Origin of the sequence: Salipaludibacillus agaradhaerens, from assembly GCF_002019735.1 — a bacterium.
Taxonomy (GTDB): domain Bacteria; phylum Bacillota; class Bacilli; order Bacillales; family Salisediminibacteriaceae; genus Salipaludibacillus; species Salipaludibacillus agaradhaerens.
In genome coordinates this window covers 1447968-1472681 of record NZ_KV917378.1, presented here as the reverse complement: position 1 = coordinate 1472681, position 24714 = coordinate 1447968, and the positions used below count along the sequence as shown (strand labels likewise).

Below are 24714 nucleotides of genomic sequence, written 5' to 3'. Positions count from 1 at the left end.
AGGGCCATTTATATTCACGGGGTTCTGTTTCAATGTGTCAATCTATTGTGTTACTCAGGGATGTAATAGTCTGATGTACCGTTTTTTACTAACCCGTGGTCTTCCAAATCGACTACAAATAAATAGAACGATTCCGCGTCCATTCCTGCATCTTCATGGGTAATTAACCGTTCTTCAATCAACGAGATAAGCCATAAATCATCTTCTGTCAGTTGTCCGTCATTTACCTCATTATTCTCATCAAGAGCGGCTTCTTCTTGATCACCATACAATAACGCGGCGATACTCGCGATATAGTCATCGAATGCTTGCTCTAAATCTAATCCTAAATCTGAGAATATGTCATGGGAGACAGAATGGCGCTCTTCATTATAAAAAGTAAACTCGGGATCTTGATTATACGTGAAGACGTTTGAGAATGAAGCTTCTAAGTTATAGTGTATGCCTTCTTCTTCAAATTCAAATGAAAAGGTGAGTGAATTTTCGATAATTAAGCCGTCTTCGAGCAGAAAACCTGCGGAAATAGTCCCGGTTATATCTTCATCTACGGCATTTTCTAGTTGCTCAATCCCTTCGGTAACACTTTTTTCTGTAACATCTTCGTAAATGGCTGTCATATCGGCATCTTCTTTTACAGCTTCTAATGTGGCAAGTTCTGCTTCAATTAGAAGATCAAATTCTAAATCGGTATATAACCAGTCATCTTCCACAGTGATAAAACCTGTGTCATGATGCTCTGAAATATAGTCTAGTGTGTGACCGATCATAAATTCATTAAGTTGTTGTGTTGTCTCATCACTGTGAAAGAAGCTTTCTTCTAAAGTAACATTTTGTGTCAATTGCGTTTCTTCAAAATACTCTTCAAAAATAGGCATAAAAAGAGGATTGAACTCGGCCGAGAAAAAGTCCCCCATCTCCTCATTATTTCCAAATAAATATAATTCTTCTTGGACCATAGGGACGTTAGGAATAATTTGATACGAGAAGGTGTCTATCATTTCTGGCATAAATGCTACATATGGGTCCAAATCGATAGCCATTTCATCTTCAATTTCATCAATGTAAAGATGGAATGGCATCGTGAATAAAATATCTTCCCCATGTAAATCACTCGTTAAATGCAAATCACTTGTTAACTCTAAAACATGATTTTCATTATCTAATATAAGCGTTCCTGTACCAGATATATCATCAAATAGATCGGTTACTAAGTCGAAAATCATTTCCTCATCACCGTAAAGAGACCAATCTTCCGAACTAGCATCAGACGTAAGACTAATATCAAATTCACTATCAATTTGGACAGTATCTTCAGTAAAGAGCCCCTTAATAGCATTTGCCAATTTAGCCTCTGCGGACGTAAGAAGGGAATAGCCAATGAGGCCTGCGATGCTAAGGATAATCACACTTGTGATGATAATCCCTATTTTTACTTTTTTAGTGGCCATACAATAAATCATCCTTATCTGTAAAAAAATTATAAAATCACCGTACTATTATCGCATAAAATGCTTAGTTACTAAGTTTCGTTTTTTTACAGGAAATTAGTCATAGGATGACCCTTTATGATGAAAGAATTGATGAAAAACATAGAAGGACAGGGAAAATATAAGTATTTCTCCCTGATTTTCAGAAGATTTTAGTACTAATTAAGGTTATAAATACAAAATACGACACTAATCTACTTAAAAAGCTATGATTTATAAGACCTCTTAACTAAAAATCAAACTTGAATATTGAATTGGTTACTGTCGTAAGAAGAATGAGTTGAAGGCGAGCCACCACGTGTAGTGGGAATGAGTCATAACGTTCGGAAATAACAATACAACCATGATTTATTAAAAAAATGGTTATTAAATCAAATTTTAGTTATCTACTTTTTTTGAACTGACATAGAAGTGCGAACAGATCGCAATAACCTTTGAATTTCTAGATTGATCTACCGTAGAGCACGTTTATTAGAATAAAAGTAATTTACGCATAAGATATCTATCTGTATATTGTAGGGGCGTTTAACTTTATCAGGAAGGTGAGAAAATTAGCGGACTTATCACAGATAGCTGTTGGAAAAGGGGAGAGATAACTGATAATTTTATATAGGTGTGAGATAACGAACGCAAGAGTCCTGCTTCACTTAACTATCAATCAATGGGAGAAGAACGAAAACTCCCACTGATTGAAGAGTCGTTTCATTAATTAAGTTCGGCAGCGGCACGAGGGAATAAAATGTTGTTTTCTAGATGAATATGATCAAACATATCAGACTCCAACTGTTCAAGTCGTTGATAAACAAGGCGGTAAGTACCGCAAGCCCCTTCTGGAGGGGTGAAATCATTCGTTACTTCCCGAAGCTGTTTCAAAAGATCACCTGCATGCTGATGTTCTGCTTCTAGCTCGTTCATGACGTTCTGCAATTGCTCACGTTGTCCGTCCTGTGGATTAGCTTCGATAGCTAAAATTAACGGAAAGTCTTCAGTTTCTTCTTTAATCAAATGCTGTTCCAGCTCTGTTTTTAATGCGTTAAATAATGTGTGAATCTCAGCTAAGTGAGGTTGATTTCCCCCATGAACACGTAACACTTTGGTTACATAGGGGCTTAGTTGTGGCAATTCTTCATTTAAATAGCGGTGGTGTTTGTTAATAATAAAATCAATGAGTTCATTGAAAGATGCAGTTTCCCATTGGATGGTCGACTCGTTAAGTTGATTTGTTTCATGATACAACGTATTAAGTGTGGCAAGAACGTTATCTGCAGACAGCCCTTTTTCATGAATGGCATCAATCAGTGGGCGGTTACCTCCGCAGCAAAAATCAATTTTATACGTTTTAAAAAGGTCGCTCGCCTTTGGAAAAGTGGTCACGATGTCACCAATTATCGACTGTTCTGTAAAGATTTTTTTCATATGAATTCCTCCATACTTTAAATTGAATTTGTGATGCTATAACAAGCATACCTATTCTCTTTAGAGGACGAGGTGATTCAAATCACCGAAAAAAAAGAAAGAGAGATCTGAATATAATTACGTACAGAGAATAGCAACACTGATTTAGTAAGAATGTCATTAAGGGAGGGATCAGGAACACATGACAAATATTCACGTGTGAGTTGATTCTACTTCTTTTAAATAAGAGTTTACTAGACCAAGATTACAGCTCTAATTGATAGTGAGATCTTTTTTAATCACAGATAAGCCTCCGTCTGAAATGGAGGCCACATTCATGATTGGAATTTTGACATTCATTCAACTATTCATATTTAACTCAAAAGATTTGGGAAATGATCACTTATCGAACTTTTATTTATTTTATACTTGGGAAGTTTTTCTCACACTATGTATTGTGTTTTTAGTTGTGAACAATTATACTATTTCCATTGTATTGCTTTACGTGAGACGACCATTTGAAAAAGCGAACAGCTATAGAGCCTATTTGCACTTTCAAGCTATAACAGCCAACGTATATCACACACATTGAAGTAGAAGAAAGGGCGATAACAAATGAAACAACCATCACTCCATGAACAACAACAAATGACACCAAAACAACGACTTAGTGCTATGACAGGTGCTGCTTTTTTAATGGCTACATCTGCTATAGGGCCTGGTTTTTTAACTCAAACAGCTGTCTTTACTGAACAGTTGCTAGCTAGTTTTGCCTTTGTTATACTAGCATCTATTATTTTAGATATTGGGGCTCAAATAAATATATGGCGAATCATTGCTGTATCAAATATGAGAGGTCAGGAAATTGCCAATGCTGTCGTACCTGGTTTAGGTTATGTCGTTGCCTTTTTTATCATCTTAGGTGGACTAGCCTTTAATATAGGGAATGTGGGAGGCGGTGGTTTAGGCGCTAATACATTGTTAGGTGTAAATACGACAGTAGGGGCAGTGATGACTGGCGTAATTTGTATCATTATATTTAGTCTTAAAGAGGCAAATGTAGCTATGGATAAAATTGTCCGGTATTTAGGTGCATTAATGATTCTTTTAACGGCGTATGTCATGTTTAAGGGCCAGCCTCCCTACGCAGAAGCAGCTCTTAGAACTGTTGCCCCGTTGGAAATTGACTTTTTAGCTATCATTACAGTTGTTGGAGGAACCGTTGGTGGATATATTACATTCGCTGGTGGGCACAGGCTATTAGATGCAGGTATTACGGGGAGAGAGAATATTTCATCAGTCACTAAAACAGCTGTTTCAGGAATTGTAGTAGCATCTATTATGAGATTTATTTTATTTTTAGCTGTGTTAGGTGTGGTGGCGGCTGGTTTTTCTTTAAATCCTGAGAACCCGACTGCTTCCGTGTTCCAGATAGTAGCTGGAGAACTTGGTTTCCGAATCTTCGGCCTTGTTTTGTGGGCTGCGGGTATAACGTCTGTCATTGGAGCAGCTTATACCTCAGTCACATTTTTAACTGTATTTCATTCCTCCATTAAAAAGTATCAAAACTATTGGACCATTGGGTTTATTGTGTTCTCTACCATTATATTTGCCTTAATCGGTCGTCCCGTTACGTTGTTAGTTTTAGCTGGTGCCTTTAACGGGTTAATTTTACCTTTAACGTTAGGGTGTATTTTATTAGCAGCCTATCGCTCAAAGATTGTTGGCGATTATCAACACCCTGTGTGGATGACTATATTTGGAGGGATTGTCCTTCTGTTAACGGCTTACTTAGGGATTCATACACTCTTCCAAATGCTGCCTCAGCTATTCTAATAAAGATATAAATGGAATGGGGTCTATTCTATTACTAATTCACAGTAGGTAAGTCTGGTCAAAATACGAGTTTTCTAAAATCCTACAGTAAAAACGCTATAAGGTAAGAAATAAATTTTAACAGGAAATCCGAACTGATTTGTTCGGATTTCTTTCATATGTGCCACTTTTTATCTCCGATTCCTCATTATTTAAGTAAAAGAAGAATTTTAGCTTGCAAAAGTCTATTTGGTGAAAATAATTAAAAGAGCTATGCGTTTATACATAGTTAAAATAATCGATTATTCTGTGCAATTAATTAGATAAAAATACCATTCTATTTATTTTTTTGATAATAATAACCTATTTAGTAAAATATTAAAATATGTATAATTAATTTAAAGTGTTATTTTGTCACATCCTCTCTTTTTGCAAAATAGTAGTTGTGATTCTATGCAATTCTTTTATGAAAACGTTTTCTTTTTTGTGTGTGAAGGGGGTGGGAATGAAACATACCATGTTTAAGCACGATCATTTAATGGAGGTGGGTACCTTGCTAAAAGGTCAAAAAGTGAATCATTTAGTCGTCACATTGTTGTTAGTCATACTTCTTATTCCGGTTAGTAGTATGGGCGTAGCTAAAGAAGTTCATGCCAATGAAGTAGTGAACGCAAGAGATTTTGGAGCGAGGCCAGGTGTTCAGCAAAGCCAAACGGATGCCATACATGCAGCGATGCGTTATTTCTATGATAGAGGTGTAGAGGGAACCGTCTATTTGCCGGCGGGCACATATTCAGTGGATAGCGCCTTACGCTTTCATCAAGGGGTTAATCTTGTGGGAGATGGTGTAGGACGAACAATCATTAAAAAAGTAGGCAGCCAAAATAATTATGTTGTAGGTAACCCTATTTTTCGTGGGGGGACGACTAATCTTAATGTGACAGTCTCTCACATCACCTTTGATGCAGATCGGACAAACCGTGCGTCTCAAGGTCTTGGACAAGTAGGTGGGATGAACATTGATGCGCTCGTATCCAATTTAACGTTGGAACACATAGAAGTAAGGGATGCCACTATTGGTTTGCTTGTTAGAAGGTTAAGAGATTCTGTTATTTCAGACAGCCTTATTGATCGGACGAGTGGGCATGGTATTGCCACAGGCAGTGAGGCACATGCAATAGGGGATTTTAGAAATGTTTTAATTACGAATAACAGAATTACAAATTCCACTGGTGGGAGCGGTATTAATTTATCCCGGGCAACTAACACAACGGTCACATATAATAACATTATTAATGCGCAACAACAAAGTGATTCTTACGGTGGTATTCGGATACCTAACGGTGGTACCAATAATGTTGTTCATAACAATGTGGTAGAAAATTATCCAAGAGGGCTATTTTTAACAACAGGTGCCACTTATAATGATATTTATGACAATACGATTATTAACTCTCGTATTCATGGGGCTCTCATAGAATCAAACAACAATATCTTTGGAGGCAATGTATTTATTCAAAACAATCCATCATTGAATCCAGAATCAGTTATTCGATTGTCTGGCGCTAATGGTAACTCTATCAGATATAACCGTATGGAGACACACAGAGGATTTAATAATATTGGCATTCGCTTAACGAACTCTTCAAATAATGCCGTCATTAACAATATAACAGATACGACAGGCACGCCTGTGAGTATTGAAGGAGGAAGCGGTAACACGAATAGCGGGAATACAAATCGTTAATAAATGTTACAGAGAAGACGTCTTACATTAAAAGGCGTCTTCCTCTTTGCATAGAAATGGTTACTTTACATATCTGTCTCTTCTCATTAGCTAAATTTTATTCTGAATTTTTGCATTAATGAGATTTTTTCTGTTGTGTTATTGTAGATTTATGTTACACTCATTAATAACTTGTTAAACTGAATAATTCACTCTTATCAAGAGAGGCGGAGGGACTGACCCTATGAGGCCTCGGCAACCAGTACATGTGTACACGGTGCCAATTTCAGAGGAATGTCTGACATTCCGAAGATGAGAAATGTGTTGAAGGCTATTATCCTGTTATCAACCTCTTTTCTCATCTAGTGAGAAAGGAGGTTTTTTATTAGCGTTTTTGGAGTGAGATAGACGATGTGCATAACTTATTAGTCAAATGAATTTGATGTCGTTTCATTCGTCATGCATGTTGTGGCGATCATTTCCATTATGGTTCGTAACAACTTGCTTAAAAACACAATAGTGAGGAAAAGGTGCGGCAACACTTTTTCCTCAAAACTAGACTAACTGTACAAACAGATAGGACGTGCCAGCTAATTATCATATCATAGGCAGTTCAGCCGTGAAAAATAAGGAGGACATTCGTATGACAAATTTGAAATTTGCGTATTGGGTACCAAATGTAAGTGGCGGCCTTGTAGTATCAAAGTTACCACAGAGAACGGGGTGGGACTTTGAGTCAAATAAAAGATACGTCCAAATAGCAGAAGAAGTAGGCTACGATTACGCCCTATTACAGACACGTTTCTTTGCAAGCTATGGCGCTGAGAATCAGCTAGAAGCCATTACATTAGCTTCTGCCTTAGCGAGTGTCACAGAGAAAATTAATTTGATCTCAGCGGTACATCCAGGGCTTTGGCATCCAGGTGTTTACGCTAAAATGATAGCGACGCTCGATAATATAAGTCAAGGCCGTGCTGCATTAAATGTTGTAAGTGGATGGTTTAAGCAGGAATTTATTGGTTATGGCGAACCGTGGCTGGAGCATGATGAGCGGTATCGGCGTTCAGAAGAATTCATTCAAGTATTGAAATCGATGTGGACACAAGAGGCCACCACATTTAAAGGCGATTTTTATCGAATCAATGAAGCACCATTATTGCCAAAGCCGGTTAATGGTCGCCCGCCAATCTTCCAAGGAGGAAACTCTAAAGCGGCTCGTCGTATGGCTGCCAAATATTCTGATTGGTACTTCATGAATGGTAATACACTTGAAGGGTTCAAAGAACAGATCGAAGACGTGAAAGCTTTAGCTAAAGCAGAAGGACGTGAAAATGAGATTAAGTTTGCAGCTAACGGTTTTGCAATTGTAAGAGATACTGAAGAAGAAGCGGTTCAGCAATTAAGGGATATCGTGTCCCACGCTGATACAGAGGCTGTAGAAGGATTTAAACAAGCGGTCGCAGAAGCGGGACAATCAACGAAAGAAAAGTCTGGCATGTGGGCTAATTCATCATTTAAAGATCTGGTTCAGTACAATGATGGATTCAAAACGGGATTAATTGGCACAGGAGAGCAGGTAGCAGAACGGATAATCGCATTGAAAGAAATTGGGATCGATCTTGTGTTAACAGGACATTTCCATTATGAAGAAGACTTACGAAGGTTTGGTGAGGAAGTCATCCCGCTCGTTAAAGAACAAGAGGCAGTATTAACAGTATAGCAATAAAAAATACCGTCCACCAGATGAGGTGGCGGTATTTTTATGAGGACAGTTCGTTTTAAGAAGAATGAAGGGATGTCTCTTCATCAAGCGGTTCGTTACGATCAATGATCACTGCCGCAGAGGCATCACCCATGACATTGACCGATGTCCGGAACATGTCAAGAATACGATCTATCCCCGCCACCAGAGCAATTCCTTCTAAAGGCAAGTTAATGTTAGTAAGGACTAATGTGAGCATGATTAAACCGGCTCCTGGCACACCAGCGGTTCCAATAGAAGCAAGTGTAGCGATTAATACAACGGATAACAGCTGCATGACTGTTAGTTCGATGCCGTAGAATTGAGCGATGAACAGAACAGCAACCCCTTGATAAATAGCCGTTCCATCCATATTAATGGTGGCACCTAATGGTAATACAAAACTGCTCGTGCCTTTTGAAACACCTAGATTTTCTGTCACATTCTTAATCGTGATTGGCAAGGTGCCTGCGCTACTAGCGGAGCTAAAGGCAAAAATAGAGGCAGGTGCGATCCCTTTAAAAAATGTGATCGGACTCATTTTTCCTAATGCTTTAACAGCGAGTGAGTACGTAACAGCCACATGAATGAGACACGCTACAGCGACAGCGGCAATGACTTTTAGTAAAGGTAAAATGATGCTAAGGCCATATTCACCTACAATTGGCGCGATCAATCCAAAGACGCCGATGGGTGCAAGTAAAATCACGTATCCTGTGATTTTAAACATGATTTCGGAGAAGCCTTCAAAGAAGCGAAGGACAGGCTGTGCTTTTTCTCCAACAGCTGTAATGGCAATCCCTACGAAAAGAGCAAAGAATATAATCTGTAAAATATTACCTTCGACTAAACTTTGAAAAGGGTTTGTTGGGATAATGTTCAAAAACGTGTCTACAACGCTGTCAGGCTGTTCTACTTCAGCAGCAGTCATATCAATGTCTTCTGGAACTTGAACGCCTTCACCAGGTTGAAAGAGGTAGCCAATGCCAAGGCCTAAAGTAATGGCAATGGCTGATGTCGCTAAGTAATAAGCAACAGTTTTACCACCTAATCGACCAATTTTCTTTAAATTTCCGCTGGAAGCAACCCCCGTGATGAGTGTTGTGAGAATGAGTGGGACGATAATAAAGCGAATGAGGCGTAAAAATGCCTCCCCTAATGGTGATACGATGTCGATTGCTGGTCCAACAATGGCGCCTAAAATAACGGCTAGAATGAATGCAATTAAAATTTGTGTTAAGAAGTTTATCTTCATTTAAATAGATCCTCCTAAGTGTAAAATGATAAAACTTATGTAGTCTTAACAATATAACAATTTAATGCATTAAAGCAATGGATATTGGAAGGTAATCTAACACTGATTATTTTGTATGGTTCTAAGTGCTTTCATCCATACCTGTGTAGTCTTAATTAAAATTGTTAAAAATATTTAGTCATGCAGGAATCTGCCTTTATTTTAGACTTATTTCACAAAAATAGAAGTTAAGTTTGCTAAACTCTTTAATTTGCTAAATCAATGGTTAGATGAAGCCCTTTTGCTTCGTTTGTTTGTAAGAGGATAACATAATCTGAGTTAGCCTGTGCTTGAAAAGTAATTTCATTTTCTTGAGAGGAGCTGAGATCAGTTTCCCACATAATGACATCATTCTCATCTTTCACGATTAAATCGGCGCTTCCTTCGTTAACATCTCCCTCAAAGGGGATCGACACCATTCCTGATTGATTAACGTATATGTCTTCTATGTCTGTGCTTCCTTTTAACGTGCCTATCGTTACTTTTAATTGACCATTGACTGTTGTTTTGGAATAGTTATAAGTCACATTATCACCAAATAAAAACAAACTTGTGATCATTCCCCCGACGATGATGATCAAACCAGCACTTAAAATAAACCATGTGTTTCTCTTTTTGAAATCAAAATAGGTTAGTATGGTTTGGAAAAGTTTAAAAAATAACCGAAACATAAGAGGATAGAGAATTAAAAAGAGAGCAAAGCTCACGAAGTTTCCCCAATGTTCTGCAAGTGTAATAAGTGAGATACCACCCATGATCACTGCAATAAAATAAAAAACGACATAGAACCAATAGAAAATATGTAGAAAGGTGGCGCTCGGAGGTTTACCGAAAAGCTTTTCAACGAGTGCTTTCATTCATTTTCACTCCTTTCATTGATGAACAGCTATCATAACTAGATCAAGCCTTATATTTAGATATGCTACCACATCATAATACAGATGGCTTAGAGTCTATTGGACTATATTAAGAAAGGAATTGCTCCAGTAAGAAACATAAGTCTAAATGTGAGCAATTCCTTCTATGATAATAAAGGGAGTGTTAGTAATATAAAGTTATGTTAAGCGATTTTTGAAGCTTGTTCATTATCTTTCCGTTGGGTGATTATTTGCTTTATAAACCAACCGATGATCGTTAATGTTAAAATTGAGCCAATGATTAATGCTAGATTGTAATTTAAGTTAAATCCCTCTGGTGCGTAGAAGATATACATGCAGACGACTGCTGACATAAACATAGCGGGAACACTGCAGATCCAATGAGGTTTGTTATTTTTAAGCAAGTACATTGCTCCTGTCCACAACATTACAGTAGCTACAACTTGATTTGTCCACCCTACATAACGCCATAAAAAAGCATAGTCGATCAAAGATAGGAAGAAGGCGGGTACCGTGACAATAATAGTTGCGGTCATGATTAATGTTTTATCATTTATCCCTTTCATTTTTTTAAAGCCGTTATTCAAAAGCTCAATGACCATCATACGTGATGAACGGATTGCTGTATCACCAGTAGTAATCGGCAGAAAAATGACACCTAAAATAGCGAGCACGCCGCCTAATGTCCCTAATAAAGTTGTAGAGATCTCATTAACAACGCCAGCCGTCCCTCCAGCAGTAAGCGCTTCTTGAAGACCAGTTGTATTTCCGAGAAAAGTCATCCCGGCAGTTGCCCAAATTAATGTAATGACACCTTCTGCGATCATCGCGCCATAAAATACTTTTCTACCATCGGATTCTTTTTTGAGTGTTCTAGCGATAATTGGACTTTGCGTACTATGAAACCCGGAAATTGCACCACATGAAATGGTGACCATTAGTAACGGCCAAAGTGGTAATTCTCCTGGATGCAAATTAGCTAATGTTAAGTTCGGTATTTGACGATCGGTGAAAAGAAGAGCGATGGCTACAGAGACAGCCATAAAAATTAATACGGCCCCAAAAAATGGGTAAATACGTCCGATTATTTTGTTTACTGGAAGTAATGCAGCTAACAAGAAATAACTAAAAATAATGAGGATGGCAGTCATAAAATTGAGCGGTGTGATTTGGGCAATAAGTTCAGCTGGCCCCGCGGTAAATGCCGCAGCTACCAGTATCATTAAGATAATTGAAATAAAATTAATACATACACGGACAGTTTTTCCTAAATAACGCCCTACAAGCGTTGGGTATTGCTCACCGTTATGACGCAAGGACAGCATTCCAGAGAAGTAGTCGTGTACGGCACCAGCAAAAATACAGCCAACAACAATCCAAATAAAGGCTACAGGGCCGTATAAAGCCCCTAAAATAGCTCCAAAAATAGGACCGAGACCTGCGATATTTAATAATTGAATTAGGCTGCCTTTCCACCAGCTCATCGGGACATAGTCCAGGCCATCCGATCTTGTATAAGCAGGTGTTTCATCATTATCATTAATACCAAAAACCCGTTCAACGACTTTAGAATATGTAAGGTAGCCGATGATAAGGAAGACAATAGCAAGCATAAATGTTATCATAGTTATCTCTCCTGGAACGTTAAATTATCTAACCATAAAAGATATTTTAACTATTTAAAGGAAGAAAGACAACCGTTATTTTCAGAAAATACATATAAATCTAATTTATATGTTAAATGATCTTGCTAAAGTCCTATTTACTCAAAAGAGAAAGCCAAAATGAACAATCAGTTATATAAAATAACGATTATTAAAGGTGTTTTTTTAATTATGTTGCGTATTTTGTGAGTCAATCTTACAAAAAAATCACTCAAACGTATTTTATTTTGAAAAAATCCGAACGATTCGGTTGAAAGTATAAAAAGTTTTATGTATAATAGCGTTAACTTAATTGATTTTTTCGGTGGGTGATGATGATAATCAAAATGAGTATACTAGAACAAAAGAAAACTCTAGCCCATATTTATAATAGTGTGGCTAAGGAATTATTTGGGACAGGTACGACCTTTCTTAAGGTATCAATACATGACAACGTCATTACCTTTCACGCGAAACATCACCGGTCACCGCGCTCTGCTGCTTTAGAAGGCGAAGATCCAAACTTAAAAATGGAAGTGGATTTTCGCATGTCTCAGCTCTATAAAAAGAAATTAAAAGAAAAAATAGAACAGGAGCTTCATCTACCCCTTGAAGCTGTGCTAAGAGATTACGATGGGGCAACCCAGTTAGCCTTCACAAATATTGTTTTGTCAGACATTTAAATCCTTGGTGTTTCTTTTGGATTTATCTAAAAGAAAACCAATCATACTCACAACTGTTAGATGCTTCTTATCTTTGTTTACAAAGAAAAGGTGATCTTAAGGAATGACATGGCTCATTCTATTAAGATCACCTTTTTTTTAATGGTATTAGTTCGTATGTAAAACAATGGTGCTCCTCTCACAATCGTCTAATTCACCTGTGAAATAGCGGACGCCTTGTTTATATATAATCTATTAAATGGAGGGGTTTATAATGATGAAAAAGTTTTTTTGGACATCGCTAGCTGGATTAACGGTATTAACTGCTTGTGGAGGTGGAGAGAATCTAGGTGATGAAAGTGATTCTGCAAATGAGAGTGATGAATTAGTCATCTCTACTTGGGGATTCGCAGAAGACTTTTTCCGTGAAGAAGTCTTTACACCTTTTGAGGAAGAACATGGTGTAACTATTGTTTTGGATACGGGGAATAACGCAGAGCGGTTAAGTAGAGTGGAACAAGGCAGCTCAAAAGTAGATCTTATTTATTTATCTGATTATTATGCCCAACAAGGTATTGAAGCGGATATTTTTGAGACGATTGATCGAGAGAACATTCCAAATTTAGCTGACATTTATGATGTTGCAAAAGCACCGACTGGAGAAGAATACGGGCCGGCGTACACGATCGCACAGTTTGGTATTGCGTATCATCCAGATAGAACAGATAAAGATATATCGTCATGGGCCGACTTATGGGATGCAGAGCTAGAAAGAAATATAACAATACCTGGTATAACAACGACATCTGGCCCGATGTTTTTAGATGCCGCTTCAAGAGTAGCAGGAAATGAAACGTTCAATGAAGATGAAGCATTCACTCAATTAGCTGACTTAAACCCTAATATTGTGACAGAGTATGAAGGCACATCAGAATTTGTGAACATGTTTATTCAAGGAGAAGTAGCCGCTGGACCTATTATGGAAATGTTTTTCGCTGATGTTCAGGAATCAGTTCCAGAAGCACAATTCATTTCTCCAGAAGAGGGGGGATACGCTGTTATCAACACCGTCAACATTGTGAAGGGTAGTGAGAATAAGGAACTGGCAGAAGCTTTCATTGATTGGATTTTAAGTGAGGAAGTACAAAGAGCCGCAGCGTTGGCTAAAATTGACTCACCTGTTCACACCTCATTGAATCTGACGGAGGAAGAAGCGGAAGGTATTACGTACGGTGACGATGTGATTGAAAGTCTCATTGTACTGGATATGTCATTCGTTAATGAAAACAATGACCACTGGATTGACAGGTGGAATCGAGAGTTTGCTCAATAAAACGAACTTTCAATCAGTGGGCGTTTTCGGCCTTCTCCCACTGATTGGTCGTTGCGTGAATCAGGACATGAGCGTCCTTTATCTTCTACCTAAATAGATTTATCTCTACTCTCTATTTTGAAGCAGGAAGGTTATCTGTAATAAAAGATGAAAGTTGGTGAAAAAAAATGTCACAAAAAATTATATTGGATGTGGATACTGGTATTGATGATGCCCTTGGGATTATTCTTGCTGTGAAAAGTTGTGAATTCCACATTGCCGGTCTTACCACAGTTAATGGGAATGTCTCTTTAGAAACAGCCACATTAAATACATGTAAAATATTGCAGCTAATTAACGCTGATCATGATATCCCAGTTTATAAAGGAGCATCAGCTCCCTTAAACCGGGCCCCTTATTTTGAGCATAGGATTCATGGCGAAGATGGACTTGGGGGCGCCCTTCGTTCAATGAAGGTGACGAAGCAGCCAGAATCTCTATCAGCGCCAGACAAAATGATTAATGAAGTAAATGCTCATCCAGGCGAAGTGACACTAATTATGACAGGACCTTTGACTAATTTGGCCCTTGCTATTGAAAAGGCGCCAGATTTTCCGCAGAAGGTGAAAGAAGTTATCTTTATGGGTGGGGTTGTGAGTGGACCGGGGAATGTGACGCCTGTGGCTGAATACAATATGTTTGCTGATCCAGAAGCGGCTAAGGTGGTTATTCATGCGGACTTTCCTCGTACGACGCTCGTTGGTCTTGATGTGACTCGAAAAGCATTACTTAAAAAGAAGCATATAGACCAAATAACAAATCCTGAATTAGCTCATTACGTAAGGGATAGTACACGAGACTACATGCAACGTTATTACGAACGAAACGGGATAGAAGGCTCAGCCCTGCACGATCCTTTGGCAGTTGCAGTTGCTATAGATAATCAATTAGTCACAACGGAAAATTACTATGTGGATATCGAAACGAATAGTGAGCTATGTGATGGACAGACGGTTTGTGATTTTCAGAACCGTTTAGAGAAGAAGCCGAATGTTCGTGTCTGTACGGATGTAGACAGTGAAGCATTTCTTCGATTGTTTATTGAGACATTCAACGCCTAGAAAACAGAAACTGAGGTTTTGGCTATGAAAAGAAAAACGTTCTATTTATTACTGCTTCCTGGGGTGTTATTTTTAACAATTTTTATGGTTATTCCGATTACCTTGACGATCGGAACGACTTTTGTCGATGCAGGAACGTTTACCTTTAAAGGGTATATTCAGTTTTTTACAGATGATTATTTTATGAGTATTTTGTGGCGGACACTACGGGTGAGCCTCATGACGACTTTCATTTGTATTATCCTTGGTTTTCCAGTTGCCTATTATATATCAAAGCTAACAGGGAGAAAAAAAATGTTCTTGCTGCTGCTTACTATTTTTCCTCTACTGACAAGTCCGGTTGTCAGGTCTTTCAGCTGGATGGTGATACTTGGAAGGGACGGGCTTCTAAATAGCCTTCTCCTTAATACGGGTTTAATTAACGCCCCTATTGAACTTCTCTATACACCAACAGCTGTGACGATAGGCCTTGTCCATCTATTTCTTCCATTGATCATCGTAACGCTTGTAGGGGTTTTGGAAAATGTGGAGCAAGATTTATTAAAGGCGGCAGAAAGTCTTGGAGCGTCAAAATTAACGGTCTTTCGCAAAGTATTGTTCCCTCTTTGTGTCCCAGGTTTAATGATCGGTTCAATTCTAGTATTTGTTGGGAGCTTTACAGCGTATACGACACCTGCCTTGCTCGGAGGAAGAGCAAGAGTCGTTTCCACCTTTCTTTATCAAAATGCCATTACATTGAATGATTGGCAGCTTGCCTCAATTATCGCAACGATTATGATTGTTGTCACTTTTGCTGTTATAACAGTAATGAATAAAGCAGCATATAAACTGAATCCGAAGGGGTAGACGTGTATGCAAGCAAAAAGTCGATTGTTAGGCCCGTTTACGCTTCTCGTATTTATCTTTTTATTAGGGCCGCTCGTCATTATTTCTATGACTTCATTTGAGCCGGGGAACGTCTTAAAGTTCCCGCCTGAAGGCTTCTCATTTCGATGGTATGTGAACATTTTCGACGTGCAAATGTTCCTACAAACTTTTAAAATTTCCATTTTAGTTTCATTCGCTGGAAATATGCTGGCGCTTATTCTCGGAATACCGGCGGCTTATGCTTTAAGTCGCGCGGATTTCAGAGGTAAGAATATATTAAATGCGCTGTTTATTTCGCCAATATTAATTCCCGGAATCGTATTAGGTTTTACGCTGTTAAGATACATTATTGTAGCTTATCAATTACCTATATATATCGCTCTTTTTATAGGTCATACCGTGATCATGCTGCCTTTTATCATAAGAGTGATTTCTTCAAGTCTGTCAAACTTTGACTTTGCTGTTGAAGAAGCAGCAATGAGCCTTGGAGCAGGTCGGTTGGAAACATTTTTTAAAGTCGTCCTTCCAAACATAAAAACAGGAATTTTAGCAGCGGTTATTATCGCATTTTTAGAATCATTTAATAATGTGGATATTTCTGTCTTTATGACTGGACCAGGTATTAGCACTCTTCCTATACAAATGCTTACCTATGTTCAATATTATTTTGATCCTACAATCGCATCAATTTCAGTATTATTGATGATTTTGACAGCTGTGCTGATGTTTTTAATCGAACGGCTATTAGGCCTATCTTATTTCACCAAAAGGAGGTAAGTTCATGGCGTTAGTGCAGTTAAAAGACGTGTCCGTAGCTTATCATAAACAAGATATTTTAAAGAATTTTAATTTAGATATTGAAAAAGGAAAATTAATTTCTCTCCTTGGACCAAGCGGTTGTGGAAAAACAACGACACTGCGTTTGATTGCTGGGTTTTTAGAAGCACGATCAGGTCAATTTTTATTTAAAGAGACAGATTATACGAAAGTGCCTGTTAATAGACGTAATTTTGGTTTTGTTTTTCAAAATTACGCCTTATTTCCGCATCTATCTGTTTTTGATAATGTGGCTTTTGGGCTTAGACTTCGAAAGCTGTCAAAAAAAGAAATTGAAAAGCGTGTGGCAAGCATGTTAGAGATTGTTAATCTCTCCGGATTTGAAAAGCGTTTTACGCAAGAGCTTTCGGGAGGACAAAGGCAGAGAGTTGCTATCGCCCGAGCACTGATTATTGAACCGGATCTATTGTTATTTGATGAACCATTGAGTAATTTAGACGCTAATTTACGTGTAAGTATGAGAGTGGAGATCAGGAGAATACAGCAGGAATTAGGCATTACAACAGTGTATGTGTCACATGATCAGGAAGAGTGTTTTTCAATATCTGATCAAGTTGCCGTTATGAATCAAGGGGTTATTGAACAGCTTGATGAACCATCTATCATATATAAACAGCCTAAAACGACATTTGTTGCTGACTTTATCGGCTTTAAAAATTTTATAACATTTGATGAACGAGAGAACTTGGAAAATACGGTCCGACTACAGGTGAAAGGCGTTGATTTTTTTGTTAATAGACGTGATGATCAATCCGCTTCAGCAAAAATTGCCGCAATTCGACCAGATAATATAAAAGCTGAGGTAGTCACAGGGAATGTCAAAAATCAAAGGAACGTATTAAATGGAACAGTGACAGTTTGTACATTCCTTGGCAGAGGTTATCAATTCATCGTTGATACAGCGATTGGGCCGTTCACAGTGAATCAAGAAACAGAAGCACCATTTGAAGTGGGACAGCATTTAAAACTTATATTTCCTGAAGATAAACTTGTTTTAGTAGAGTAATTCGTAGGAGTGATAACAATGAAAGTTGATTGTTTAATAGTGAACGTCATTATATTTAATAGCTACTTCCGCAAATTTGTCAAAGGAAATGTAGCCATCAAAGATGGGAAATTTTTGTACGTAGGTAAGCAAGGAAGAAAGACTTTTCGAGCAGATGAGGTTATCGACGGCAGAGGGTATTATATGATTCCAGGATTGATTGATATTCATTTGCATATTGAGAGTACAATGGTCACGCCAGAAACTTTTTCTCATGGGTTGATCAAAAATGGCGTCACCACAGTTGTCTCAGAACCCCATGAAATGGCTAATGTTTTTGGGCTTAAAGGTGTGACAGAGATGATAAAGGCGAGTCAAGGATGTGTGGCTGATATATTTTACGGTATTCCAAGCTCTGTCCCAGCAACACGTCTTGAGACGGCGGGAGGAGCTATTTCAAAGGATGACATTGACGAGCTACTTAGTGAAAAGGATATTCTATGCTTGGGTGAAATTATGAACTATGTAGAGGTCGTTTCAGGGGAGCCAGGTAAGACAAATGATATTATAAATCATATTCGTAGGCGTTATCCAGAATTGCCGATTGAGGGACATGTTCCAAAATTACGTGATGTAGACCTGCAGAAAATGCTCTATGCTGGAGTGGATTCGGATCATACTCATCAAACAGTTGAAGGGATGGAAGAACGGATTGCCGCAGGGATGTTTATTGAAATTCAGGAAAAATCCCTTTCCCCTGAAATTATTAATTATTTGATAGATCATCAAGTGACAGAACACTTTTGCTTTGTTACAGATGATGTGATGCCTGATTCATTTACAAAACATGGTCACCTAAATCACATTGCCCGTAAAGCAATGAGCATGGGAATGTCACCTGAGCAAGTGATATATGCCTGTACATATACTCCTGCCAGACGTATGAAACTCTTTGATCGAGGAAGCATCGCACCAGGAAAGTGTGCAGATTTCATCTTGATGCGTGATATGTCAGAATTTTCTATAGATGTCGTCTATAAAGACGGCAAAAAAGTTTACAGTTGTGGGGAAATATATGACCAGACCTCATATGCAGCCTTTCCTGAAACATTTTATAGAAGTGTTCGTTTAGAGCCGCTTTCTGTTAAAGATTTCACACTTACTCAAGCGAAAGAGAACGGCCAGCATTTATGCCGGATCATGATGGTGAAAGACGGTTCGACTTTTACAGAAGAACGCCAAGAGTACGTGTCAATTCATAATCAGGAGTTACAATGGGAAACGAGTCCATTTGGATTAATTGCTACGTTTGAACGGTATGGAAAAAATGGTAATCGTGGATACGGATTAATCGGTGGCGATATCATTAAGAAGGGAGCGGTGGCTACAACTTATTCTCACGACAATCATAATCTGCTCGTTATCGGGCAAAATGCTCAGGATATGCAAATAGCGGCTAATGAAATTATTCGTCATCAAGGAGGTATTTGTGTTGTACATGAGGGGCAAGTACTGAAATTAGTAGAGCTTCCTGTTGGCGGGATTCTCTCAGAAAAGCCATTGGAAGCGCTAGCTGAAGAAGTTGAGAGTTTGCGGCACAGTTTAGAAAAGCTAGGTTACCAGCATTATAATGCCATTATGTCTATCAGCACGTTGTCTTTGCCAGTCAGCCCAGCGCTGAAAATTACCGACTTTGGTCTTATTGATGTTAATAAAGGAGCAGTCGTTCCACTAGTTATTAATTAAAGATATTTAGAGAAATCAAGAGCACTTCTGCTTTATCAGCAGTAGCTCTTGTTTTTTCAACAACTCTGTCAATTAGGGCAGTGTCCTCCATTGAGGCAAAAGCTATCAGGAAGACAACCTTTATTAAAAAAAGCGGCACTTTTTGCGTTTTAAGCCTGTATGAATGATGAAAAAAGGTGGATGGAAGCCTACCATTTAGGGCTTAACCGTAACAGCTTCTTTGACAATGGGTATACACCAATACTTTGTATAACGAGCGACAATAGTAATGCTGCAAAGGTGAGGGAAATGATTAAATCTGTTTCAGTGCCACTTCCGGCTTCTTTTACTGATAGAATCATAAAGACAGAAACAGCCCCTTTAATTCCTGACCAGCTTAATATGGTAGCAGTTTTCCATCCTATTTTACGGCGCCAGTTAGAGAAAAATTGTGTAGTGGTAATAATAAGGAAGCATCGTATCCCGATTGAAACGGTAAAAATTAAAATACCAAGTACCCAATAGTTAAATGATAAATAATCTGCTGCTACTAGTCCAATAAGTAAAAATAGGATAGATAATACGGAAACTTCAACAATACGCCAAAAATTATCGAGAGCGTCTCGGAAGTGCTCTTCTTTAATTAAGCGACCAAATTCAAAGGATAACATCATACCGGCAGACACAGTAGCTAATACTCCTGAAAAACCCATATATTCTGCTACATTAAAGGTGCCATAAGCGACGACAATACTTAACATGACTTGGTAGTCGCGTTCATGTGTGAGATGAATGGCTTTACTAAATAGCCAGCCACCCAAAAAGCCGATAGCAGTTCCTCCAAAAGAGACATATGCAAACTCCCAAAGGACTTGAGTAAATGAAAGAGCACTATTTTCGAGAAAAATACTTAAAATAACAGTGAACAGCACAATACTTGTCCCATCATTAATTAAGGATTCACCTTCAAGAACATTGGCAACCAGTGGTTCTCGTGAAGATTGCTGCAAGATAGCTGTAACAGAAACAGGATCTGTGGGGGTGAGCATAGTTGCAATTAACAGAGCTCCGATAAATGACAAGGACGTGAATAGTCCCGCTAATGCAAAAATTGCCGCTCCTAACATTAAGACAGTGATGACAATACCGATCGTGGCAAGGAAGCTAATAAGCCCACCATGCTGCTTGAAAGCATCGATTGGAAATTGATAAGCTGAGGTAAACAATAATCCAGGTAAGAGCACATGATAGATAATATTTGGTGTGACCTCAACTTGAGAGAAGTATGGGACGAAAAATAGTCCGATACCAACTAGCGTTAAAATAGCTGGAACGGGGAAATTTTCTTTTTTCTTATCGATGGTGAAAATAATATAACCGATGAATAGTAATATTATAATAGGTGTCAGTGCCAAAATGATGACCTCCTATGAGACATGCTGATTTATAAGAATTGATAAGACTAGGTGTTTTCCTAAAGTCAGTTACCCTTTATTATAAAAACTTACTCATTAGGAGGGTGTTATAGTAATGACCATCCGATAGTAATTTATCATCTTTAAGTACACCTTCCACGACAAATCCTTTATTTTCATATAATTTTAGTGCTTTTTCATTTTTTTCAAGCACTTGCAGCGTCATTTTCTTTAATTGCTGACTTTTAGCCCAACGAATAGACTCTCCTAAAAGGTTTTTTCCTATTTCATACCCCCAATATGATTTTAAAACACATACACCGAACGTTACGCGATGAGAAAGTCGTTTTAAATGGCTGCCTTCACACCTAGAAAAGCCAACAATTTGTCCGTCAACTTCAGCTACTAAAAATAGATGGTTAATTGTCACTTTATCTTGACGTATACGCTCTTTAAATCCAGCTTCATCTAAATAATCTTCTCCTTGTTCTCTATCTAGATAGTCAGTTTCACCATCGATTTGCCATCTTACGTGAGATAATTCAAGGGCATCTTGCTCGTTTGCAGGCCGTATTTCATAACTTAACCCATCTTTCTTGTTGTATTTCATTCTATTACTACCTCCGTTCTGTGCATGATACAAAATGTCTACCCCCATTATTTTATAATAAGAAGTGTAAATAAGGATTAAATTCCGTAAATTATAAAAAAATATGGATTAGTTCACTCGTTCATTTTCTGTTCATATTCATTTGATAAGCTTTTTTTAGTTACAAATAAGATAGTTGGAAAGTAAGATCTCTATTTGGAGGCGAACAATAATGGATGATAAAGCGACTATATGGAAAAATTTTTTACTCCCGTATAAATTTGCACTAGATGAACTAAAAACAAAAGTTAATATTATGGTTGAAGAAACGAAATATATGAGAGAAGAAAGTTTAATTGAACATGTTAAGACACGATTGAAAACACCCAAAAGTATGATTGATAAACTTCACCGTAAAGGCTTGAGACCGACGGTAAACAATGCCAAAAATAATTTATTCGACGTTGCAGGGATGAGAATTGTCACGCCTTTTAAATCGGATGTGTACCACTTATACAGTTTGATAACAAAGCGGACAGATTTAACAATCATTGAGGTGAAGGACTACATACGCTTCCCTAAATCTAATGGCTATCAAAGTCTTCATCTTATTGTTCAAGTGCCGATAACACTATCCCACGGCATAGAAAATGTTTATGTAGAAGTACAAATTCGAACGTTAGCGATGGATTTCTGGGCGAGCCTTGAACATAAAATTTACTACAAATACAATGAAAAAATTCCGAAGCACCTTGAGAAAGGGTTAAAGGAAGCTGCAGATACAGTTAAAGAGATGGATGATAAAATGAAAGTTATTTATGACCAGGTAAAACACTTGGATGAAGATCACGATAAGAAAGTGATCCCGATGTATTTCCATGACGACGGAGGAGGCGCCAACAGATGACAAAGATGCCCACACGTAAATCCGTATATGAAATTAAATACAAACTAGAAAAATTAGGTATTAAAATAACGTTATGTGAAAGGCCAAAAAAATTATCAGCTAATTAGCTGTTTATTATAAAGTAAAGGAAAGCTTATGAGATAGGGTTATTTAGTCTCATGAGCTTTTCCTTATGCTAAAGTAAGCTTAATGAGTACATGCTAGAAAAGGGGGAGCAGATTATGAAAGAAAGGCTTCACGTGCTTATTGTTGAAGATGATCCTTATATATCAGATCTATTAGAATTGTATCTTATACAGGAAGGTTTTGAGGTCTCGATCGCCATTGATGGGGAAGAAGGATGGGAAAAATACTATGATGAACACCCAGATTTCGTTATTTTAGATATTATGCTTCCGAAAATGGATGGATGGGAAGTGTGTAGAGAAATCAGGCGTGATGAACGCCAAACCCCTATTTTAATGTTGACTGGAAAAGGAGAAAGTTACGATAAAATTAAAGGTCTAGACATGGGGGCTGATGATTATGTGGTTAAGCCGTTTGAACCGAAAGAAATTATTGCGCGAATGCAGGCGATTCTGAGGCGGACACATCCGAATGACCAAGAACGAAAGCCGATTAAGTTTGAAAAATTAGAAATTGATATTCAGCAACATCAATTATGGCGGGGAGAGGACTCTCTCTTTTTGCCCCCTAAAGAATTGGAATTATTATATTTTCTTGCTACAGAAAAAAATCAGGTCTTCACTCGCCAGCAGTTAGTAGATAGAATATGGGGATTTGATTATGAAGGGGACGTCAGAACAATTGATGTCCATATTAAACGGATTCGAGAAAAAATTGGGGATGAGTGGCCGCATTGGAAACTAAAAACGATACGTGGAGTCGGCTACAAATTTGAGGTGAATGAACGTGTTTAAAAATAAAGGCATGTTTAGAAAATTATTCTCCTCACATTTAATAATTCTTCTTATATCCTTTGTCGTGTTTGCGGTATTATTAAATTCACTTATTCATAATGAAATGACGGCAAGATACTCTAGGACATTTGATCATCAAAAAGATCGGCTCATCGAGCATTTCTTAAATGCGAAAGAACAAGGATGGAATGAAGAAACGTTGCAAACGTCGCTCGAAATGAGTATGAATCAAGAAAATAGACAAATTCTGCTTTTTAATCAGGAAGGCACTCCCGTTTATAATACTGGTTTCTTAGAAGGTATTGGCTTTTCCAGGGAAGATTTAAAACATGTATTGGCTGAAGGGAGCGTTAATAAGCGAATACAAGGTAAGGGGACCCAAGTCGTTTATATGATTGCTGAGCCGCTCATTATTCCTACAGCTGATGTTGAAGAGTATGTGATGGTGATGCTCTTTCATGAGTTCGATAATGAATCGAGCCAAATTGTTTGGATTAGCTTTTTAACAGCAGGGTTTACTATTTTAATTACAGCACTCATGATTTTTTTCGTTTCAAGAAAAATAACTGCGCCATTAACGAACATGAGAAATGTCGCTATGCAGTATGCAAAAGGTGATTTTTCAGCCCGTATTCATGTCGAAAGCAAAGATGAGATTGGGCAGCTGGCACATACATTTAATTATATGGCTAAAGAGCTTGGAAGTCTTGATCAGTTACGAAAAGAGTTCGTCGCTAACGTATCCCACGATTTGAGATCTCCACTAACCTCCATAAGAGGATTTTTAGGTGCGATGATGGATGGCACGATTCCGAAAGAAAAGCATCAGCATTATCTTACAATCATGCGTCATGAGACAGATCGGCTTATGAAACTAGTGAATGATCTGTTAGATCAGACAAGTCTTGAGGCAGGAAATTGGAAACTTGATTGCAAGCGATATAACTTGACAGAACAGTTACGTACAATGCTAGCTAAAATGGAACCGACTGCTTCAAAACATGGGATAGATATGGCATTAAATACAGAAGAGGATATTTATATCTATGCTGATGAAGATCGAATGGCTCAAGTGTGGGGGAATTTACTGCAAAATGCGCTACAAAACTCTGACAGTGGCACTGCTATTCAATTAGAAGTTAATAAACATAGCAATAATGTGGATGTAAATGTGTGTGATGAAGGCGTGGGGATGACGGAAGAAGAGTTGTCGCACGTATGGGAGAGGTTCTATAAAACGGATAAAGCCCGTTCTAAAAAAACAGGAACAGGCATTGGCTTATCAATTGTGAAACAAATTGTAGATTTACACGGTGCTTCTATTAGTGTTAAGAGTAAAAAAGGTCACGGAACCACATTCAAAGTAACACTACCTAAATAATACAATCTTCGGTG

At 38.0% G+C, this 24714-nt stretch carries 21 protein-coding genes and 1 riboswitch; of the genes, 14 read left to right on the top strand and 7 right to left on the bottom strand.

From position 1 onward, the window contains the following. Positions 1-50: 50 nt before the first annotated feature. Complete coding sequence (locus BK581_RS07145) at positions 51-1448, bottom strand: hypothetical protein (RefSeq protein ID WP_078577518.1); 1398 nt, start codon at positions 1446-1448, stop codon at positions 51-53. Between the two features lie 744 nt (positions 1449-2192). Beyond that, positions 2193-2903 carry an iron-sulfur cluster repair di-iron protein gene (gene ric / locus BK581_RS07140; RefSeq protein WP_078577517.1) on the bottom strand — a complete coding sequence of 237 codons (711 nt, stop codon included), beginning with the start codon at positions 2901-2903 and terminating at the stop codon, positions 2193-2195. Positions 2904-3219: 316 nt separating this feature from the next. Here ric and BK581_RS07135 point away from each other — a divergent pair, with 316 nt between their 5' ends. From BK581_RS07135 to sfnG, 4 genes are all read left to right on the top strand, one after another. Next, positions 3220-3474 (top strand): hypothetical protein, encoded by a 255-nt coding sequence (locus tag BK581_RS07135; RefSeq protein WP_078577516.1) that lies wholly within the window; start codon positions 3220-3222, stop codon positions 3472-3474. 23 nt (positions 3475-3497) lie between these two features. Continuing rightward, positions 3498-4718 carry an NRAMP family divalent metal transporter gene (locus BK581_RS07130; RefSeq protein ID WP_078577515.1) on the top strand — a complete coding sequence of 407 codons (1221 nt, stop codon included), beginning with the start codon at positions 3498-3500 and terminating at the stop codon, positions 4716-4718. A 484-nt stretch (positions 4719-5202) separates the two neighbouring features. Continuing rightward, positions 5203-6444 (top strand): glycosyl hydrolase family 28-related protein, encoded by a 1242-nt coding sequence (locus BK581_RS07125; RefSeq protein ID WP_245828923.1) that lies wholly within the window; start codon positions 5203-5205, stop codon positions 6442-6444. A gap of 191 nt (positions 6445-6635) precedes the next feature. Continuing rightward, positions 6636-6742: riboswitch (SAM riboswitch) on the top strand. 324 nt (positions 6743-7066) lie between these two features. Then, positions 7067-8143, top strand: coding sequence for a dimethylsulfone monooxygenase SfnG (sfnG, locus tag BK581_RS07120; RefSeq protein WP_078577514.1), 1077 nt, complete (start codon positions 7067-7069; stop codon positions 8141-8143). A gap of 58 nt (positions 8144-8201) precedes the next feature. Here the strand turns inward: sfnG and BK581_RS07115 are convergent, their stop codons facing one another. From BK581_RS07115 to BK581_RS07105, 3 genes are all read right to left on the bottom strand, one after another. Then, the gene (locus tag BK581_RS07115; protein WP_078577513.1) at positions 8202-9419 is read right to left on the bottom strand and encodes a dicarboxylate/amino acid:cation symporter; all 1218 of its coding nucleotides are present in this window, start codon (positions 9417-9419) and stop codon (positions 8202-8204) included. Between the two features lie 245 nt (positions 9420-9664). Beyond that, entirely contained in the window at positions 9665-10315 is a 651-nt protein-coding gene (locus BK581_RS07110; protein WP_078577512.1) for a hypothetical protein, read from the bottom strand. 203 nt (positions 10316-10518) lie between these two features. Further along, positions 10519-11961 (bottom strand): carbon starvation CstA family protein, encoded by a 1443-nt coding sequence (locus BK581_RS07105; protein WP_078577511.1) that lies wholly within the window; start codon positions 11959-11961, stop codon positions 10519-10521. Positions 11962-12326: 365 nt separating this feature from the next. Here BK581_RS07105 and BK581_RS07100 point away from each other — a divergent pair, with 365 nt between their 5' ends. The 7 genes from BK581_RS07100 (at position 12327) to BK581_RS07070 (ending at position 19509) form a co-directional block, all read left to right on the top strand. Next, positions 12327-12662, top strand: coding sequence for a Na-translocating system protein MpsC family protein (locus BK581_RS07100; protein WP_078579882.1), 336 nt, complete (start codon positions 12327-12329; stop codon positions 12660-12662). A 256-nt stretch (positions 12663-12918) separates the two neighbouring features. Further along, positions 12919-13974, top strand: coding sequence for an ABC transporter substrate-binding protein (locus BK581_RS07095; RefSeq protein ID WP_078579881.1), 1056 nt, complete (start codon positions 12919-12921; stop codon positions 13972-13974). A gap of 167 nt (positions 13975-14141) precedes the next feature. Then, on the top strand, positions 14142-15074 hold the full coding sequence (locus BK581_RS07090; protein ID WP_078577510.1) for a nucleoside hydrolase: 933 nt from the start codon (positions 14142-14144) through the stop codon (positions 15072-15074). A gap of 24 nt (positions 15075-15098) precedes the next feature. Continuing rightward, positions 15099-15920 carry an ABC transporter permease gene (locus BK581_RS07085; protein WP_078577509.1) on the top strand — a complete coding sequence of 274 codons (822 nt, stop codon included), beginning with the start codon at positions 15099-15101 and terminating at the stop codon, positions 15918-15920. Between the two features lie 6 nt (positions 15921-15926). Then, a complete protein-coding gene (locus tag BK581_RS07080; protein ID WP_078577508.1) occupies positions 15927-16718 on the top strand; it encodes an ABC transporter permease in 792 nt (263 codons plus the stop codon). Between the two features lie 4 nt (positions 16719-16722). Next, positions 16723-17784: an ABC transporter ATP-binding protein gene (locus tag BK581_RS07075; protein ID WP_078577507.1), complete on the top strand. Its 1062-nt coding sequence runs from the start codon at positions 16723-16725 to the stop codon at positions 17782-17784. Positions 17785-17802: 18 nt separating this feature from the next. After that, positions 17803-19509, top strand: a complete 1707-nt coding sequence (locus tag BK581_RS07070; protein WP_078577506.1) for an adenine deaminase C-terminal domain-containing protein — start codon at positions 17803-17805, stop codon at positions 19507-19509. Between the two features lie 188 nt (positions 19510-19697). Here the strand turns inward: BK581_RS07070 and BK581_RS07065 are convergent, their stop codons facing one another. Beyond that, complete coding sequence (locus BK581_RS07065; RefSeq protein WP_078577505.1) at positions 19698-20903, bottom strand: cation:proton antiporter; 1206 nt, start codon at positions 20901-20903, stop codon at positions 19698-19700. A 79-nt stretch (positions 20904-20982) separates the two neighbouring features. Next, on the bottom strand, positions 20983-21513 hold the full coding sequence (locus BK581_RS07060; RefSeq protein ID WP_078577504.1) for a GNAT family N-acetyltransferase: 531 nt from the start codon (positions 21511-21513) through the stop codon (positions 20983-20985). 211 nt (positions 21514-21724) lie between these two features. On the opposite strand from BK581_RS07060, the gene BK581_RS07055 reads away from it, so the two are divergent. The 3 genes from BK581_RS07055 (at position 21725) to BK581_RS07045 (ending at position 24700) form a co-directional block, all read left to right on the top strand. Beyond that, positions 21725-22399: a GTP pyrophosphokinase gene (locus BK581_RS07055; protein WP_078577503.1), complete on the top strand. Its 675-nt coding sequence runs from the start codon at positions 21725-21727 to the stop codon at positions 22397-22399. 221 nt (positions 22400-22620) lie between these two features. After that, entirely contained in the window at positions 22621-23319 is a 699-nt protein-coding gene (locus BK581_RS07050) for a response regulator transcription factor (RefSeq protein WP_078577502.1), read from the top strand. Beyond that, positions 23312-24700, top strand: coding sequence for a HAMP domain-containing sensor histidine kinase (locus BK581_RS07045; protein WP_169837593.1), 1389 nt, complete (start codon positions 23312-23314; stop codon positions 24698-24700). Before BK581_RS07050 ends, BK581_RS07045 begins: the two co-directional genes overlap by 8 nt. Positions 24701-24714: the final 14 nt, after the last annotated feature.

What these genes read in the sequence shown, in the direction of transcription:
- BK581_RS07110 (WP_078577512.1), bottom strand. Translation starts at nt 10,315, where the DNA reads ATGAAAGCACTCGTTGAAAAGCTTTTCGGTAAACCTCCGAGCGCCACC.
- BK581_RS07080 (WP_078577508.1), top strand. Translation starts at nt 15,927, where the DNA reads ATGCAAGCAAAAAGTCGATTGTTAGGCCCGTTTACGCTTCTCGTATTT.
- BK581_RS07100 (WP_078579882.1), top strand. Translation starts at nt 12,327, where the DNA reads ATGAGTATACTAGAACAAAAGAAAACTCTAGCCCATATTTATAATAGT.
- BK581_RS07145 (WP_078577518.1), bottom strand. Translation starts at nt 1,448, where the DNA reads ATGGCCACTAAAAAAGTAAAAATAGGGATTATCATCACAAGTGTGATT.
- BK581_RS07060 (WP_078577504.1), bottom strand. Translation starts at nt 21,513, where the DNA reads ATGAAATACAACAAGAAAGATGGGTTAAGTTATGAAATACGGCCTGCA.
- BK581_RS07095 (WP_078579881.1), top strand. Translation starts at nt 12,919, where the DNA reads ATGAAAAAGTTTTTTTGGACATCGCTAGCTGGATTAACGGTATTAACT.
- ric (WP_078577517.1), bottom strand. Translation starts at nt 2,903, where the DNA reads ATGAAAAAAATCTTTACAGAACAGTCGATAATTGGTGACATCGTGACC.
- BK581_RS07090 (WP_078577510.1), top strand. Translation starts at nt 14,142, where the DNA reads ATGTCACAAAAAATTATATTGGATGTGGATACTGGTATTGATGATGCC.
- BK581_RS07135 (WP_078577516.1), top strand. Translation starts at nt 3,220, where the DNA reads ATGATTGGAATTTTGACATTCATTCAACTATTCATATTTAACTCAAAA.
- BK581_RS07085 (WP_078577509.1), top strand. Translation starts at nt 15,099, where the DNA reads ATGAAAAGAAAAACGTTCTATTTATTACTGCTTCCTGGGGTGTTATTT.
- BK581_RS07125 (WP_245828923.1), top strand. Translation starts at nt 5,203, where the DNA reads ATGAAACATACCATGTTTAAGCACGATCATTTAATGGAGGTGGGTACC.
- BK581_RS07115 (WP_078577513.1), bottom strand. Translation starts at nt 9,419, where the DNA reads ATGAAGATAAACTTCTTAACACAAATTTTAATTGCATTCATTCTAGCC.
- BK581_RS07130 (WP_078577515.1), top strand. Translation starts at nt 3,498, where the DNA reads ATGAAACAACCATCACTCCATGAACAACAACAAATGACACCAAAACAA.
- BK581_RS07105 (WP_078577511.1), bottom strand. Translation starts at nt 11,961, where the DNA reads ATGATAACATTTATGCTTGCTATTGTCTTCCTTATCATCGGCTACCTT.
- BK581_RS07070 (WP_078577506.1), top strand. Translation starts at nt 17,803, where the DNA reads ATGAAAGTTGATTGTTTAATAGTGAACGTCATTATATTTAATAGCTAC.
- BK581_RS07055 (WP_078577503.1), top strand. Translation starts at nt 21,725, where the DNA reads ATGGATGATAAAGCGACTATATGGAAAAATTTTTTACTCCCGTATAAA.
- BK581_RS07075 (WP_078577507.1), top strand. Translation starts at nt 16,723, where the DNA reads ATGGCGTTAGTGCAGTTAAAAGACGTGTCCGTAGCTTATCATAAACAA.
- sfnG (WP_078577514.1), top strand. Translation starts at nt 7,067, where the DNA reads ATGACAAATTTGAAATTTGCGTATTGGGTACCAAATGTAAGTGGCGGC.
- BK581_RS07050 (WP_078577502.1), top strand. Translation starts at nt 22,621, where the DNA reads ATGAAAGAAAGGCTTCACGTGCTTATTGTTGAAGATGATCCTTATATA.